General features: G+C 66.9%; 14 protein-coding genes. 4 read left to right on the plus strand and 10 right to left on the minus strand.

Going from position 1 to position 14,641, the window contains the following annotated elements:
• Positions 1-31: 31 nt before the first annotated feature.
• Positions 32-838, minus strand: a complete 807-nt coding sequence (locus tag PAM7066_RS12835; RefSeq protein ID WP_085854614.1) for an ABC transporter ATP-binding protein — start codon at positions 836-838, stop codon at positions 32-34.
• Positions 839-857: 19 nt separating this feature from the next.
• The gene (locus PAM7066_RS12840; RefSeq protein ID WP_085854615.1) at positions 858-1,301 is read right to left on the minus strand and encodes a tellurite resistance TerB family protein; all 444 of its coding nucleotides are present in this window, start codon (positions 1,299-1,301) and stop codon (positions 858-860) included.
• A 141-nt stretch (positions 1,302-1,442) separates the two neighbouring features.
• On the opposite strand from PAM7066_RS12840, the gene PAM7066_RS12845 reads away from it, so the two are divergent.
• Positions 1,443-2,258, plus strand: a complete 816-nt coding sequence (locus PAM7066_RS12845; protein WP_245749678.1) for a MipA/OmpV family protein — start codon at positions 1,443-1,445, stop codon at positions 2,256-2,258.
• A gap of 37 nt (positions 2,259-2,295) precedes the next feature.
• Here PAM7066_RS12845 and rpiA read toward each other — a convergent pair whose 3' ends face one another.
• On the minus strand, positions 2,296-3,078 hold the full coding sequence (rpiA, locus tag PAM7066_RS12850; protein ID WP_085854616.1) for a ribose-5-phosphate isomerase RpiA: 783 nt from the start codon (positions 3,076-3,078) through the stop codon (positions 2,296-2,298).
• Between the two features lie 160 nt (positions 3,079-3,238).
• On the opposite strand from rpiA, the gene PAM7066_RS12855 reads away from it, so the two are divergent.
• A complete protein-coding gene (locus tag PAM7066_RS12855; RefSeq protein ID WP_085854617.1) occupies positions 3,239-4,612 on the plus strand; it encodes an L-serine ammonia-lyase in 1,374 nt (457 codons plus the stop codon).
• Positions 4,613-4,616: 4 nt separating this feature from the next.
• On the opposite strand, the gene PAM7066_RS12860 is transcribed toward PAM7066_RS12855, so the two are convergent.
• On the minus strand, positions 4,617-5,285 hold the full coding sequence (locus PAM7066_RS12860; RefSeq protein ID WP_245749679.1) for a thiamine diphosphokinase: 669 nt from the start codon (positions 5,283-5,285) through the stop codon (positions 4,617-4,619).
• Positions 5,286-5,392: 107 nt separating this feature from the next.
• On the opposite strand from PAM7066_RS12860, the gene PAM7066_RS12865 reads away from it, so the two are divergent.
• The gene (locus PAM7066_RS12865) at positions 5,393-6,970 is read left to right on the plus strand and encodes a hypothetical protein (protein ID WP_085854618.1); all 1,578 of its coding nucleotides are present in this window, start codon (positions 5,393-5,395) and stop codon (positions 6,968-6,970) included.
• A 14-nt stretch (positions 6,971-6,984) separates the two neighbouring features.
• On the opposite strand, the gene PAM7066_RS12870 is transcribed toward PAM7066_RS12865, so the two are convergent.
• Together PAM7066_RS12870 and PAM7066_RS12875 are read right to left on the minus strand one after the other, a co-directional pair.
• Positions 6,985-7,209, minus strand: a complete 225-nt coding sequence (locus PAM7066_RS12870) for a DUF2842 domain-containing protein (protein ID WP_085854619.1) — start codon at positions 7,207-7,209, stop codon at positions 6,985-6,987.
• A gap of 3 nt (positions 7,210-7,212) precedes the next feature.
• Positions 7,213-8,505, minus strand: a complete 1,293-nt coding sequence (locus PAM7066_RS12875) for an adenylosuccinate synthase (RefSeq protein ID WP_085854620.1) — start codon at positions 8,503-8,505, stop codon at positions 7,213-7,215.
• 142 nt (positions 8,506-8,647) lie between these two features.
• On the opposite strand from PAM7066_RS12875, the gene PAM7066_RS12880 reads away from it, so the two are divergent.
• Positions 8,648-9,427 (plus strand): TerC family protein, encoded by a 780-nt coding sequence (locus PAM7066_RS12880; RefSeq protein ID WP_085854621.1) that lies wholly within the window; start codon positions 8,648-8,650, stop codon positions 9,425-9,427.
• Between the two features lie 9 nt (positions 9,428-9,436).
• Here the strand turns inward: PAM7066_RS12880 and PAM7066_RS12885 are convergent, their stop codons facing one another.
• The 4 genes from PAM7066_RS12885 to PAM7066_RS12900 all read right to left on the minus strand — a co-directional run bounded on the left by PAM7066_RS12885 (position 9,437) and on the right by PAM7066_RS12900 (position 14,614).
• On the minus strand, positions 9,437-10,024 hold the full coding sequence (locus PAM7066_RS12885) for a thymidine kinase (protein ID WP_085854713.1): 588 nt from the start codon (positions 10,022-10,024) through the stop codon (positions 9,437-9,439).
• Positions 10,025-10,063: 39 nt separating this feature from the next.
• A complete protein-coding gene (locus PAM7066_RS12890; protein WP_085854622.1) occupies positions 10,064-10,495 on the minus strand; it encodes a DUF2267 domain-containing protein in 432 nt (143 codons plus the stop codon).
• 64 nt (positions 10,496-10,559) lie between these two features.
• Entirely contained in the window at positions 10,560-13,913 is a 3,354-nt protein-coding gene (gene carB / locus PAM7066_RS12895) for a carbamoyl-phosphate synthase large subunit (protein ID WP_085854623.1), read from the minus strand.
• 59 nt (positions 13,914-13,972) lie between these two features.
• Positions 13,973-14,614: a CPBP family glutamic-type intramembrane protease gene (locus tag PAM7066_RS12900; protein ID WP_085854624.1), complete on the minus strand. Its 642-nt coding sequence runs from the start codon at positions 14,612-14,614 to the stop codon at positions 13,973-13,975.
• Positions 14,615-14,641 lie beyond the last annotated feature (27 nt).

Below are 14,641 nucleotides of genomic sequence, written 5' to 3' on the forward strand. Positions count from 1 at the left end.
CCACGGATGGGCAGTTTCCGGGCCCTTTGACTCAGCCCGGGGTCGTCGAACTGAGGAACCCGCGCAGGCGGTCGCTTTCGGGGTTGCCGAACAGGCGGTCGGGCGCGCCTTCTTCCTCGATCCGCCCCTGGTGGAGGAAGATCACGTGGTCCGAGCAATCCCGCGCCATGTTCATGTCGTGGGTCACCAGGATCATCGTCCGGCCCTCTTCGGCCAGCGCCTTGATGACGCGCACGACCTCCTGTTCCAGCTCGGGATCGAGCGCCGAGGTCGGCTCGTCGAACAGCAGGGCGCGGGGTTCCATGCACAGGGCGCGCGCGATCGCGGCGCGCTGCTGCTGGCCGCCGGACAGCTCGGCCGGGTAGCGGTCGGCCTTGTCGCCGATGCCGACCTTGTCGAGGTAGCCGCGCGCGGCCGCTTCGACCTCGGCGCGGTCGCGCTTGAGGACGTGGACCGGGGCCTCCATGACGTTCTGCAGCACGGTCATGTGCGCCCACAAGTTGAACGACTGGAACACCATGGACAGGTTCGTGCGGATGCGCGTGACCTGTTTGGGGTCTGCCGGGCGGCGATCGGCACCGTGGCCCTTCCAGCGCACCGGCTCGCCCTCGAACGCGATCTCGCCCTGCTGGCTGTCCTCGAGCAGGTTGCAGCAGCGCAGAAGGGTCGACTTGCCGGAGCCGGACGAACCGATCAGCGACACGACATGCCCGCGCGGGGCGGCCAGATCGACACCGCGCAGGACCTCGAGGTCGCCGAAGCTCTTGTGCAGGTCTTTGATATTCAGAACGGGCGCGGTCACGGGGTCTCCGACATGGTTCGGCGGACTAGGACGCATCGGAGCGCAAAATGCAATGTCAGGCGCGGCGATCCTCGACGCGACGCCGCGCCATGTTCGAATCCCGGTCGTTCACGCCCAGAAGCGGCGCGATTTGCCGCATCAGCGCGTTCTCGTCCTCGTCCCGGTGCCCGTCAGCCAGCACGACGTCCCACAGCGCCTCAATCACGCCGATCCGGTCATCGTAGGCCACGCCGTCCTTGATCGCGCGGGTGAAGCGCACCGTGTCGGGGGCCTCGGCCTCGATCGCTTCGGCCTCCTGGCGCAGCTGCCGCGCGGCGTCCGGGGCAAGGCCGTAGCGGCTGGCCACGGTGCGGTCGATGCGCTCGCGTTCGGCCGCGTCATAGGTGTCGTCGGCCTTTGCCAGGCGGACCAGTAGCGCCGTCAGCGCGAGGCGCGCATCGCCATCGGGCATCTGTTCGGGTTCGGGCGCCGTGAGACGGCGAAGGAGATCGGACAACATGGACCGCCATATACGTCGGTGTTGCATAATCGCAAAGGCTGCCAGCAATTTTCACGTAAAAGAGAACCTTCGCCCCCCAGCCTTGTTGAAGACGCAATCGCCGGACTATTGTCGGGGCGAACCGCCAGCAGGGACTTTGCCTTGACCGTCACTCGCGCCATCTCCGCCATCGCGCTGATCGTTGCCGCCCCGGCCGCGTTTGCCGGCAATCTGACGATGCCTGCGTCCGAGCCGGCGCCGGTCTACGCGGCGCCCGTGGCCGAGCCTGCGCCCAACCTCGTCTTCACGCTGCGCGGCGGCGTGGCGACGGCGCCTGAGTATTTCGGCTCGGACGATTACGAGTTCGGCCCCGATTTCGGCTTCTCGCTGAATTCCCTCAACGTCGGTCCGCTGAACTTCGGTTCGGCCGATCCCTATTACCAGCCCGAGGGCGTCGGCCTGCGCGGCTCGTTCCGCTACATCGACGAGCGCACTGCCGAGGACAGCCCCGAGCTTGACGGGTTGTCCGACGTGGACGCTACCTACGAGGTCGGGCTTGGCATCGGCTACAGCTCACAGCGCTTCGACGCCTTCGCGGACGTACGCTACGGCTTCAACGGCCACGAGAGCTTCGTGGGTGAGCTTGGCGCTGACCTGAAGGCACAACCCTCCGAGCGTCTGACCCTGTCGGCCGGCCCGCGCGTCCTGCTGGGCTCGGACGACTATGCCTCGACCTATTTCGACGTGCCCACGGCGACCCCGAATTTCGGTGCCTACGATGCGGATGGCGGCGTGATCAGCGCCGGCGTCGAGGTCGGCGCCGAGTATCGTTTCACCGAGAACTGGGGCGTCGAAGGTGCCGTGACCTACGACCGCTTCGTGGGTGACGCCGCCGAAAGCCCGATCGTCGAGAACGGCGACCGGGACCAGTACGGCATGCGTGTCGGGCTGACCCGGCGGATCACCCTGGATTTCTAGGGTCGCCCGACCGACCGCCGGCAACTGCGAACCGACCTCAGTCCAGATCGGCGAAGATGTTCTCGTCCTCGTCGAACTCGATTACGTCTTCCTGGGTGGTGCCCACGTTGATGTCCTTGACCTGCACGCGGCCGTCGCCGTTGCCTGTCACCACGATGTCGCAGATGTCGATGAAGAGCCCGTTTTCGACCACGCCGGGAATCTGGTTCAGCACCAGCGCCGTCTGCCGCGGGTTGCCGATCCGGCCGAGGTGCAGGTCGAGGATGTGGTTGCCCTCGTCCGTGATGTAGGGGGCGTCGCCGTTCATCCGCAGCTCTATCCGGTCGCCCATCACGTCGAGCGCGGCGATGGTCTCTTCCAGCAGCGCCTTCGTGGTCTGCCAGCCGAAGGGGATCACCTCGACCGGCAGGGGGAAGGCGCCCAGCATGTCCACCTGCTTGGTGCGGTCGGCGATCACGATCATCCGGTCCGAGGCTGTCGCAACGATCTTTTCCTGCAGATGGGCGCCGCCGCCGCCCTTGATGAGGTTGAGGTCGGGGTCGTACTCGTCCGCGCCGTCGATGGTGAGGTCGAGCCACTTCACCTCGTCCAGCGTGCTGATCGGGATGCCCAGCTGTCGCGCGAGCTTCGCGGTGCGCGTCGATGTCGGCACGCCGGTGATCTTCAGCCCGTCCTCGACCAGCTCGCCCAGGCACCGCACCAGCCACTCGGCCGTCGAGCCTGTTCCGAGACCGACCCGCATCCCGTCCTCGATGAAATCGCAGGCCCGCTTGGCGGCCACGAACTTGGCGGTGTCGATGGCAGAGAGCTTCGCGGACATGGGGCAGTCGCCTTTCCTGCTGCGTTTTGCGACGTATAGGCGGATTGCGGCGTTACGGCCAAGGGGAAAGGCCTTCGTGGCGCAGATGCGCGGCGCGATGTCGTTTCCCGCGAGCGGCCGGCCACCCCGGCGTGAAAGGCTGACGCCGAAAGGAGACGCGATGTTCATATCCGTGCTCGACATGTTCAAGCCGGGGCTCGGTCCGTCCTCGTCCCATACGATGGGGCCGATGGTGGCGGCTGCCCGCTTCCTTGGCCTGCTGCGCGGATCGGCATTCAAGCCGGCCGGCGTCGCGGTGAGCCTGCACGGCTCGCTGGCCTTCACCGGCAAGGGCCACGCGACGGATCGCGCAGTCATCCTCGGCCTCGCTGGCGTCACCCTCGCGGATTACGAAGCCGACCCGGCCGAGGCGTTGCTGACCCGGATCGACGAGACGCGGCAGGTCACGCCCGAGGGCCTGCCGCCACTTGCCTTCGATCCCGAACGCGACGTGATCTTCGACTATGATCGGCCGCTGGACGGCCATGCCAACGCGCTGGAGTTCTACGCCCGCGACGCCGAGGGCGACGTCGTGCTGCGCCAGGTCTACTACTCCATCGGCGGCGGCTTCGTCCTCAGCGCCGAAGAGCTTGCGGCCGGCGAAGACAGTGACCCCGGCCAGCCGGTGCCATATCCGTTCAAGTCCGCCGCCGAAATGTTGACGATGTGCGCGCGCGAGGGCCGGTCCATCGCCCAGCTGAAGCGGGCGAACGAGGTGTCGCGCATTGGCGGCCAAACCCTGCACGACGGGCTGGAGCGGATCTGGCGCGAGATGTCCGAGTGCATCGACCGCGGTCTCTCTGCCGACGGCGTGCTTCCGGGGGGGCTGGGCGTCCGGCGGCGTGCGGCCGCCCTTGCGCGCGGGCTCAACGACGAGCGGGGGCGCAACCAGCCGCATCCGCACCTCGCCATGGATTGGCTGGCCGCCTACGCGATGGCGGTGAACGAGGAAAACGCTGCCGGCGGGCGTGTAGTGACTGCGCCGACGAACGGGGCCGCCGGGGTGGTGCCCGCCGTCATCCGTTACTGGCTGGACCACGTGCCGGGCGCCAGCACCGCCCGCGTCGGAGAGTTTCTTCTGACCGCTGCGGCCGTGGGCGGGCTCGTGAAGCACAACGCCTCGATCTCGGGGGCGGAGTGCGGCTGCCAGGCCGAGGTCGGCAGCGCCGCCGCCATGGCCGCCGCAGGGCTCTGCGCCGTTCTGGACGGCACGCCCGAGCAGGTCGAGAACGCCGCCGAGATCGCGCTCGAGCACCATCTGGGCATGACCTGCGATCCTGTCCGGGGCCTCGTCCAGGTGCCCTGCATCGAACGGAACGGGCTTGGTGCGATGAAGGCGGTGGGCGCGGCCTCACTGGCGCTTCGGGGCGACGGCAGCCATTTCGTGCCCCTCGACGCCGCGATCGAGACCATGCGCCAGACCGGCCGCGACATGAGCGAAAAGTACAAGGAAACGTCGCTCGGCGGCTTGGCGGTCAACGTCCCGAACTGCTGAGCGTCTAGCCCGTCCCGAATGCGTCCACTGCCACGTCGCGCTCGGACGGGGGCAGAAGGACGATCACGCCCTCCGCTTCAAGGTGAACTGGCCCGGTCGCTTCGTTCGAGGTGCCGATCCGTCCGCCCGGGTCGAACCGCATGCCATCGATCGGCCAACGCAGCCCCTGTGAGCGTCCCGCGACCGGTCCCATCGGGAACAAGGACACGCGAGTGCCGGGCGCGACATCGAGCCGCAGCAGCGCCGGCGCCGCGAAAACGACATCCGACGAGCCGAGCAGAATGCACCGCCTCCGGTCGCGCGCGAGCGTGGACAGGGCCGCCATCGTGTGGTCGAGGCGTCCGCCAAGAAACCCCAGCCCGATGATGAGCGGTGTGGTGATCCGGGACAGGCATTTCTCGAAATCCGTGCTGTCCTGGTCATCGACGTAGTGAACGATCTCCTTCGGCAGCTTGGCCAGTGCCGCCTCCGAAAGCGAATCCATGTCGCCGATCACCGCCTCTGGCACGTATCCCGCGGCGACCAGGGTTTCCGCGCCTCCATCCGCGGCGGCGATGCACGGCGCGCGTGAGATCGACCAGGCAAGGTCCTCGGCCAGCACCGGCCCGCCGCCCACAAGCGTGACGGGGCGCGTCGTTCTCAGGATCGTGTTCACGTCTTCCTGCGCGGTCACATTTCAGCCCCGAATTCATGCATCATTCTTCCCAGTTCCGTACGTTTTGGTAAGCACTTGCATGTTACGTGGCACCAGCTCGACGCAGCGGGAAGGCAAACGATCGAATGGCGCAATCGAACAAGATCCTGACCGTGTCCTATGGAACGTTCTCGTGCACGCTCGAGGGTTTCGACAACCCCTTTGCCGCAATGCAGTCGATTGCCGAGTATTTCCGCGATCTCGCCGCGGACGACCGATATTTCGGAGCGGAACCCCCGCAGCCCGATGCCCAGATGCTCCATCAGATCGCCGAGCGCGAGGTGCGGCACCGCGTCGACGCACGAATGGCCGATGGCGGCCTCGTCCTGCGCCAGGTGGCCGAACCGGACGAGACAGGGGCAGGTCCCGTGCCTGAGGCCACGGCCCCGACGACCAGCCAACCCTCCGTCGAGAACGCCGAAGCGGCCGACCTGACCACAAGCCATGCGAATCGCGCGGACCTCGAGCCGCCGCTAGCCGAGGCAGACCCGGCCACACCTACTCACCGCGAACCGGAGGCCGGGCAACCCGCTGCAAAAGCGCCTTCCGATGTGCCCGACACCTCTGGGGAACCGGCGGGTATTGGTCACGTCGAACTGGCAAATCTGAGACCGACCATCGCTCCGGCGGAGAAGATCTCCGACGGGCAAGCCGCAGCCTCCCATGAGGATGATCCGGACGACGAGGGGAAATCTACGGCCGAGGAACCGGAGGATTGGGTGGAACTGGATGTGGAGGGCGATGACGGGGTTCCGCGAGTCGTCGGGATGAGTCGCGCCCAATTTCAGACAGCCCTCGCCAACGGGGACCTTGTAGAAGTCGAGGACGACGAGGCCGAGACATCGGAAATGGCTTCGGAGGACACTATTCACCGGATTCTGGCCGAGACGAGCCTGAACGACGCGGATGCCGCGGCCCTCGCGGCCGATCTTGCGGCCGTCGGACTGGAAACCGGGAAAGTGGACGTCGACGCCGCCGAGGACGGCTCTGCGCAAACCGGAGAGAGTGGTGACCGGACCGTCTCGCGGTTGCTGGACGAGACGGACGCTCAGATGGGCGATACCGAAGGGCACCGCCGGCGCGCCGCGATCCAGCATCTCCGCGCTGCCGTCGCTGCGACGAAGGCGGACGGCGGATTGCGGGATCGAACGCCGGGTCAGGACGTCTCCATTCAGAAGTTCCGGGACGACCTGCAAAAGGCCGTCCAACCCAGCGCCACCGCAACGGGCGACGGGGCGGAAAACCCCTTGGGTCCGCTTGTCCTGGTGTCGTCGCAGCGCGTCGACCGTCGCCTCGAGCCCGTGCGACCGTCTCGCCCCCTACATGACGATCCCGCGCCCGACTCGCCGAAGGAAGCGAGCGATCCACAGGATCAAGCGACATTTGCCGATTTCGCGGCGAAGCTTGGTGCACGTGAACTGCCCGACCTGCTCGAGGCCGCGGCGGCTTACTCGAAGATCATCGAAGGACAAGAGGGCGCGCCACGGCCCGTGCTCATCCAGCGCGCGACCGCGATTGCTCCGGCCGGGACGACAACTCGCGAAGATGGATTGAAGAGCTTCGGTCAGCTTTTGCGCGCGGGCCGCCTTCGCAAGATCGACTCAGGCCGCTTCGCCCTCGCCGATGACGCAGAGATGGCAGAGAAGGCTCGCGCCGCCCAGTAGGCGGCGCGAGATCCTCAATCGTCGCGCCCATCGGGGTCCGGCTGACCGACACCGCGGAACACGTTGCGGAACGGCAGCGCCCAGATGACCCCGAGCGCCATGTAAACCGACAACTCCAGCAGGATAGGCGGACGGCCGAACGCGGTCATCACGGTCGACGCGAGGACGATCCAGATCGGCAGCCCGACCAGCAGGATCACCAGCGACCAGCGGCGCTTGGCCTTGTGGGACAGGGCCACGGCTCAGTCCCGGAACGGGTCGGTCACGAGGATCGTGTCGTCCCGCTCGGGGCTGGTGGACAGAAGGGCGACGGGGCACCCGATCAACTCTTCGATGCGACGCACGTACTTGATCGCGCCGGCGGGCAGGTCGGCCCAGCTGCGGGCGCCTTCGGTCGACTCGGTCCAGCCCTCCATCTCTTCGTAGACGGGAGTGCAGCGCGATTGCGCCTCGGAGGCCGTCGGCAGGTAGTCCAGCCGCTCGCCGTCCAGATCGTAGCCGGTGCAGACCTTGATCCGCTCGAACCCGTCCAGCACGTCGAGCTTGGTGAGCGCGATGCCGTGCATGCCGCTGGTCGCTGCGGTCTGTCGCACCAGGCAGGCGTCGAACCAACCGCAGCGACGCTTGCGCCCGGTGGTCGTGCCGAACTCGTGCCCGCGTTCACCCAGCCGCTCGCCATCCACATCGTGAAGCTCGGTCGGGAAGGGGCCTTCGCCGACGCGGGTGGTGTATGCCTTGACGATGCCCAGCGTGAATTCGACCGCATCCGGCCCGAGGCCCGAGCCGGTTGCAGCCTGCCCGGCGATCACGTTCGACGAGGTGACATAGGGATAGGTGCCGAAATCGATGTCCAGAAGCGCGCCCTGGGCACCTTCGAACAGGATGCGCTTGCCCTCGCGCTTCGCCTGGTCGAGTTCGCGCCAGACGGGCTTGGCAAAAGGCAGGATCTGCGGTGCGATCTCGCGTAGCTCGGCGATCAGCCCATCGCGGTCGATGGGTTCCAGCCCCAATCCGCTGCGCAGCGCGTTGTGGTGGACGAGCGCGCGGTCCACCCGCAGCGCCAGCGTCGCTTCGTCGGCGAGGTCGGCGACGCGGATCACGCGGCGACCCACCTTGTCCTCGTAGGCCGGCCCGATGCCGCGCCCCGTCGTGCCGATCTTGGCGACGGCCGTCTGCCCCTCGCGGGCGCGGTCCAATTCGCCGTGGAAGGGCAGGATCAAGGGCGTGTTCTCGGCGATCATCAGCGTGTCGGGCGTGATCTCGACACCTTGCGCGCGGATCGCTTCGATCTCGCGCACCAGGTGCCACGGGTCGAGGACCACACCGTTGCCGATGACGCTGAGCTTGCCCTTGCGCACCACCCCGGAGGGCAGGGCGTGCAGCTTGTAGACGGTTCCGTCGATGACGAGCGTGTGGCCCGCATTGTGTCCACCCTGGAAGCGCACGATCACGTCGGCCCGCTCGCTGAGCCAGTCCACGATCTTGCCTTTTCCCTCGTCACCCCATTGGGCGCCGATTACCGCCACGTTGGCCATCGCGATCTCCCTCGCTGCAAACGGGCCGTTCCTAGCCGAGCGTCGCGACGGGGGCCAGCCCCTGCCGACGGTTCTCGCATCGCCCGACTGGAACCGTACGCTTTGTCCTCCGTTCAGGCAGGATCACCACGATGGACCCGCCATGCTAGACCTTCTCGCCCAGCCGCAAGCATGGGCCGCCTTTGCCGCGCTGGTGACGATGGAAATCATCCTCGGCATCGACAACCTGATCTTCATCTCGATCGTGTCGGGCAAGCTGCCCGAGCGGCAGGCGAAGATTGCGCGGCAGGTCGGCCTGTCCCTCGCCCTGATCCTGCGCCTTGCGCTTCTGTCGGTCATCGCCTGGATTGTCGGGTTGACGGCACCGGTGATCGACCTTGGCATCCAGGGCGCCCCCGGTGAGCATGGCGAGCCCAGCTTCGAGACTGCTTTCTCGTGGCGCGACCTGATCCTGATCGCGGGCGGCGTATTCCTGTGCGTGAAATCCACGCAGGAGATCCATCACAAGGTCAGTCCCGGCGATCACGCCGACGGCGGCGGCAAGGCCGCGGCATCGCTCGGGGTGGCGATCGCGCAGATCATCGCGCTCGACGCCGTGTTCTCGGTGGATTCGATCCTGACGGCCATCGGCATGACCGATGAACTGCCGATCATGGTCGCGGCCGTGATCGTGGCCGTCGGCGTCATGTTCGCAGCCGCCGGAGCGGTCACCCGGTTCGTGAACGCCAATCCCAGCGTGGTCATGCTGGCGCTGGCGTTCCTCCTGATGATCGGCATGGTGCTGATCGCCGACGGGTTCGGGCGGCACGTGCCGAAGGGCTACATCTACTCGGCCATGGCCTTCGCGGTGCTGGTCGAGGTGCTGAACATGTTCGCCCGGCGGCGCCGGCACGCGCGCCAACCAGCCGCAGCGCATGAGTAGCGGTCGGGTTCAGACTTCCCGGTCGCCCGTGGCCTCACGCCAGTGGACGCGGCAGAGCGAGACGTAGGCCTCGTTGCCGCCGATCTGCACCTGGTCCCCTTCCGTCAGCACGCTGCCCTCGGGTCCCTGGCGCACGACCATCGACGCCTTCTTGCCGCAATGGCAGATGGTGCGCACCTCGCGCATCTCGTCCGCCCAGGCCAGAAGCGCAGCCGAGCCCGGAAATAGGCTGCCCTGAAAGTCGACGCGCAACCCGTAGCACATCACCGGCAGGTTCAGGTCGTCCACCACGCGGGCCAGCTGCCAGACCTGGGCCCGGGTCAGGAACTGCGCCTCATCGATGAAGATGCAGGCGATCTTCGCGTCGTCTCGCCACCCGGCGATCCGGGAAAAGAGGTCATCCTCGGGGCCGTAGGTCTCGGCCGGGGAGGAGATGCCGATCCGGCTGCCGATCCGCCCCGGGCCTGCGCGGGCATCCATGCGGGCCGTCAGCAAGCGCGTTTCCATCCCGCGCTCGTTGTAGTTGTAGGACGCCTGAAGCAGCAGGGTCGACTTTCCCGCGTTCATCGTCGAGTAGTGGAAGTACAGCTTGGCCATGCGCGCCGGGTTAGCCCGGCGGAGCATGGTGCTCAAGCCTCAGGCCGTGTCGTAGAGATCCTCGGCCACATCCTTCGGAAGGGACTCGCGGATCTTCTGCATGATGCCGCTGCCAAGCTTCCCCTTCAGCAGGCGGAAGATGGCGCGGGCGGCGGCTTCGGGGTCGGGATCGTGGGCATCCACCAGGTGCGCGCCCAACTCTTCGCAATATTGGCTGGTCGAACGCGTCGTGACCGGCGTATCGGCGGGGCGCCAGTTCTCGTAGTAGATACCGCGCACCAGGTGGGGCAGCTGCGCGCCAAGCGCCGAGGCCTCGTCCACGGTCAGGCGGTCGCGCACCGTGTGAAGACCGGCGCGCAGGGTGTGGTAGGCGTGCTGGTGATTGAGACCGAGGTCCTGGCCGAGCGTGTTCAGCCAGTTGTTGGTCTCGTTCACCGTGTCGTCGATCATCGAAAGACCGAGGTCGGACATGGGCAATCTCCTTTTCACTCATACACTTGGTGAATGAACGGAGACTGCCCGCCCGGCGTTCCGATCAGCCTTGAAGCGCGCGCACCACGATCTCGCCCTTTTGCCGTGCCTGCATGGCCAAAGCGGCCGCATGGGCGCCCGCAAGCGTTGTATAGTAAGGGATCTTGTCGTTCAGCGCGACGGCCCGGATCGAGCGGCTGTCCTCGACCGCCTGCGCGCCTTCCGTGGTGTTCATCACGAGGTCGACCCCGCCGTCCTTGAGGATGTCGACGATCGTGCGCCCGCCTTCGTAGACCTTGTGCACCTTCTTCGACTCGATCCCGGCGTCGCTCAGGACCTTGTGAGTCCCGGCCGTGGCGAGGATCGACAGCCCCAGGTCACTGACCAGCCGCGCCGTTTCGATCAGCAGGTCCGACTTGTCCGAGTCGCGCACCGACAGGAACACGGTGCCCTCGGTCGGCAGGTCGACGCCCGCGCCCATCTGCGCCTTCAGGAACGCCGTCGCGAAGTCGCGGTCCCAGCCCATGACCTCGCCGGTCGAACGCATCTCGGGCCCGAGCAGCGTGTCCACGCCGGGGAAGCGGGCGAAGGGCAGCACCGATTCCTTGACGCTGAACCAGGGCATGTGCGGATCGGCCAGCGTCATCGGGTCGGCAAGAGGGATCGTGTCGTCCACGCTGACGCCGTCGGGATAGGCCGCGCGCTCGGGGAAGGCCGACAGTTTCTCGCCCGCCATCAGCCGCGCGGCGATGGATGCGATGGCGCTGTCGGTGGCCTTGGCGACGAAGGGCACGGTCCGCGAGGCGCGGGGGTTGACCTCGAGCACGTAGATCTCGCCGTCCTTGACAGCGAACTGCACGTTCATCAGCCCGACGACGCCCAGCTTCAGCGCCATGGCAGCGGACTGACGCTCCATCTCTTCGACGATGTCGCGGGGCAGGGTGTGTGGTGGCAAGCAGCAGGCGCTGTCGCCGGAATGGACGCCGGCTTCCTCGATGTGCTGCATGATGCCGGCGACGTGCACGCTCTCGCCGTCGGACAGGCAATCCACGTCGACCTCGACCGCGCCCGACAGGTAGCTGTCGAGAAGCACCGGGTTCTTGCCCGACACGTCCACGGCGTCGCGGATGTAGCGGCGCAGGTGATCCTCGTCCCGCACGATCTCCATCGCGCGGCCGCCCAGCACGTACGATGGCCGGATGACCAGCGGATAGCCGACCTCGCGCGCCATCTCGATGGCCTGTTCATCCGACCGGGCGAGGCCGTTCTTCGGCTGCTTGAGCCCCAGCTCGTTCAGCATGCCCTGGAACCGCTCGCGATCCTCGGCCAGGTCGATCTTGTCGGGTTGCGTGCCCAGGATCGGGATGCCCGCGGCTTCGAGGTCGTTGGCCAGCTTCAGCGGCGTCTGCCCGCCGAACTGGACGATCACGCCGTGAAGCGTGCCGTTCTCCTGCTCGACGCGCAGGATCTCCATCACGTGTTCCAGCGTCAGCGGCTCGAAATACAGCCGGTCGCTCGTGTCGTAGTCGGTCGAGACGGTCTCGGGGTTGCAGTTGACCATGATGGTCTCGTAGCCCGCTTCGCTGAGCGCATAGCAGGCGTGACAGCAGCAATAGTCGAACTCGATCCCCTGGCCGATCCGGTTCGGACCACCGCCGAGGATGACGACCTTCTTGCGGTCCGAGGGCCGCGCCTCGTCCTCGACCTCGCCGAAGACCGGTACTTCGTAGGTCGAGTACATGTAGGGGGTCTGCGCTTCGAATTCGGCGGCGCAGGTGTCGATGCGCTTGAACACGGCGCGCACGCCCAGGTTCTCGCGGGCGCGGCGGACTTGCGCCTCTTCGCGTCCCGTCAGCGTGGCGAGGCGGGCATCGGTGAAGCCCATCATCTTCAGCTCGCGCAAACCGTCCTCGTCCCGCGGCAGACCGTTCTTCGCGACCTGCGCCTCGGCCTCGACGATCTCGCGGATCCGGGCCAGGAACCAGGGGTCGAAATTCGTGACCTCGTGGATGTCGTCGATGCTCAGCCCGTGGCGCATGGCTTGGGCCGCCACGCGCAGCCGGTCGGGGGTCTGCCGGGCCAGCGCCTTGGTGATCGCGGCGCGCGACTGGGACGAGGTGGGGTCTTCGCCGATGCCGGGGATGGCAATCTCGTCGAAGCCGGTCAGGCCGGTTTCCATCGATGCCAGCGCCTTCTGCACCGATTCGTGGAAGGTCCTGCCGATGGCCATCGCCTCGCCCACGGATTTCATCGCGGTTGTCAGGTCGGGCTTGGACCCGGGGAACTTCTCGAATGCGAAGCGCGGGATCTTGGTGACGACATAGTCGATCGACGGTTCGAACGCGGCGGGGGTTACCCCGGTGATGTCGTTGTCCAACTCGTCGAGCGTGTAGCCGACGGCCAGCTTCGCGGCGATCTTGGCGATGGGAAAGCCGGTGGCCTTGGAGGCCAGCGCCGACGATCGCGACACGCGCGGGTTCATCTCGATCACGACCATCCGGCCGGTGTCGGGATCGACGGCCCATTGCACATTCGACCCGCCGGTTTCGACCCCGATTTCGCGCAGCACGGCGATGCTCGCGGCGCGCATCTGCTGGTATTCCTTGTCGGTCAGCGTCAGCGCAGGGGCCACGGTGATCGAGTCGCCGGTATGGACGCCCATCGGATCGACGTTCTCGATGGCGCAGACGATGATCGCGTTGTCCGCCTTGTCGCGGACGACCTCCATCTCGAATTCCTTCCAGCCAAGCAGGCTTTCGTCCACGAGGATCTGCGCGACGGGCGAGGCTTCCATGCCGGTGCGGACGTAGTGCTCGTATTCCTCGCGGTTGTAGGCCACGCCGCCACCCGTTCCGCCCAGGGTATAGGCGGGGCGGATGATCGCGGGCAGGCCAATATCCTCGAGCGCCTCCATCGCCTTCGCGACGCCCGCCTTGATGTCGTAGCCCTTCTTGGCGGCCTTCGGGGCCGAGACGATCGTGGCGCGGGGGTTCTCCAGCCCGATCCGGTCCATCGCCTCGCGGAAGAGGCCCCGGTCCTCGGCCATCTCGATGGCCTCGCGGCGGGCGCCGATCATCTCGACCCCGTACTTTTCCAGCACGCCCATCTCTTCGAGCTTCAGCGCGGTGTTCAGGCCCGTCTGCCCGCCCATGGTCGGCAGCAGCGCGTCGGGACGCTCCTTCTCGATGATCTTTGCGACGACCTCGGGGGTGATCGGCTCGATGTATGTGGCGTCGGCCAGCCCCGGATCGGTCATGATCGTCGCGGGGTTCGAGTTGACCAGGATGACCCGGTAGCCTTCCTCGCGCAGGGCCTTGCAGGCCTGTGCGCCCGAATAGTCGAATTCGCAGGCCTGCCCGATGATGATGGGGCCGGCCCCGATGATCATGATGGACTGGATATCGGTGCGTTTCGGCATGGCGTCCCCCGAGGCAAATCGCCGGGGGTTATACGGGGCAGGCGCGTCGGCGCAAGGCCTCAGAACGGCGGGGTCACGTTGCCCGAGTAGAACCACGCACCCATCCCCAGCGCGAACAGGATGTTGCCGGCCACCGCGTGCATCGCCAGCGCCTCGGGGAAAGAGCGCCTGTCGCGGTAGCTATGGGCGAAGGCCAGACTGCCGGCGAAGGTCAGCGCGGCGACGATCCAGTTCCAGTAGATCAGGTGCGCCAGCGAGAAGATCGCGGCGTTCAGGATCAGCGCGGCTGTGCCGTCCGGCAGGATCGGGCCGTAGCGTTCGAAGAAGAGGGTGCGGAAGATCAGCTCTTGCGGCAGGGCCGACAGCAGCGGGTAGAGAAGCAGGATCGCGACCAGAAGCCACGGTGCCGCCCGTCCCGGCATCAGCCAGGCCTCCGGCCGCAGGCTCGTGACCAGAACCGCCGAGAGGCCCGCCGCGATACCCGCGAAGGCGATGACCCGGAACCACGACACCCGACCCTGCCAGAGCTTGCTCAGCACGAAACCTGGCGTGCGAAAGAGCAACCAGCCCGACAGGACCACCAGCGCGAAGAGGACCGGAAACAGGCTGCTGGCGGGCAAGAGCACGGCAACAGCCACCGGGGCGACCACGAACAGCAGGACGAATTCGACCCGCAGGCGGGCAGGGGAGGGGGGTGTCATGGCTGCTCAGATGGCATGGCCACGCGA

The organism is Palleronia marisminoris, from assembly GCF_900172315.1.
GTDB classification, from domain to species: domain Bacteria; phylum Pseudomonadota; class Alphaproteobacteria; order Rhodobacterales; family Rhodobacteraceae; genus Palleronia; species Palleronia marisminoris.

Bases quoted from the DNA above. Each gene is read 5' to 3' on its own strand.
- PAM7066_RS12835 (WP_085854614.1), bottom strand. From the start codon at position 838: ATGCGTCCTAGTCCGCCGAACCATGTCGGAGACCCCGTGACCGCGCCC.
- PAM7066_RS12840 (WP_085854615.1), bottom strand. From the start codon at position 1,301: ATGTTGTCCGATCTCCTTCGCCGTCTCACGGCGCCCGAACCCGAACAG.
- rpiA (WP_085854616.1), bottom strand. From the start codon at position 3,078: ATGTCCGCGAAGCTCTCTGCCATCGACACCGCCAAGTTCGTGGCCGCC.
- PAM7066_RS12855 (WP_085854617.1), top strand. From the start codon at position 3,239: ATGTTCATATCCGTGCTCGACATGTTCAAGCCGGGGCTCGGTCCGTCC.
- PAM7066_RS12865 (WP_085854618.1), top strand. From the start codon at position 5,393: ATGGCGCAATCGAACAAGATCCTGACCGTGTCCTATGGAACGTTCTCG.
- PAM7066_RS12875 (WP_085854620.1), bottom strand. From the start codon at position 8,505: ATGGCCAACGTGGCGGTAATCGGCGCCCAATGGGGTGACGAGGGAAAA.
- PAM7066_RS12880 (WP_085854621.1), top strand. From the start codon at position 8,648: ATGCTAGACCTTCTCGCCCAGCCGCAAGCATGGGCCGCCTTTGCCGCG.
- PAM7066_RS12885 (WP_085854713.1), bottom strand. From the start codon at position 10,024: ATGGCCAAGCTGTACTTCCACTACTCGACGATGAACGCGGGAAAGTCG.
- PAM7066_RS12890 (WP_085854622.1), bottom strand. From the start codon at position 10,495: ATGTCCGACCTCGGTCTTTCGATGATCGACGACACGGTGAACGAGACC.
- carB (WP_085854623.1), bottom strand. From the start codon at position 13,913: ATGCCGAAACGCACCGATATCCAGTCCATCATGATCATCGGGGCCGGC.
- PAM7066_RS12900 (WP_085854624.1), bottom strand. From the start codon at position 14,614: ATGACACCCCCCTCCCCTGCCCGCCTGCGGGTCGAATTCGTCCTGCTG.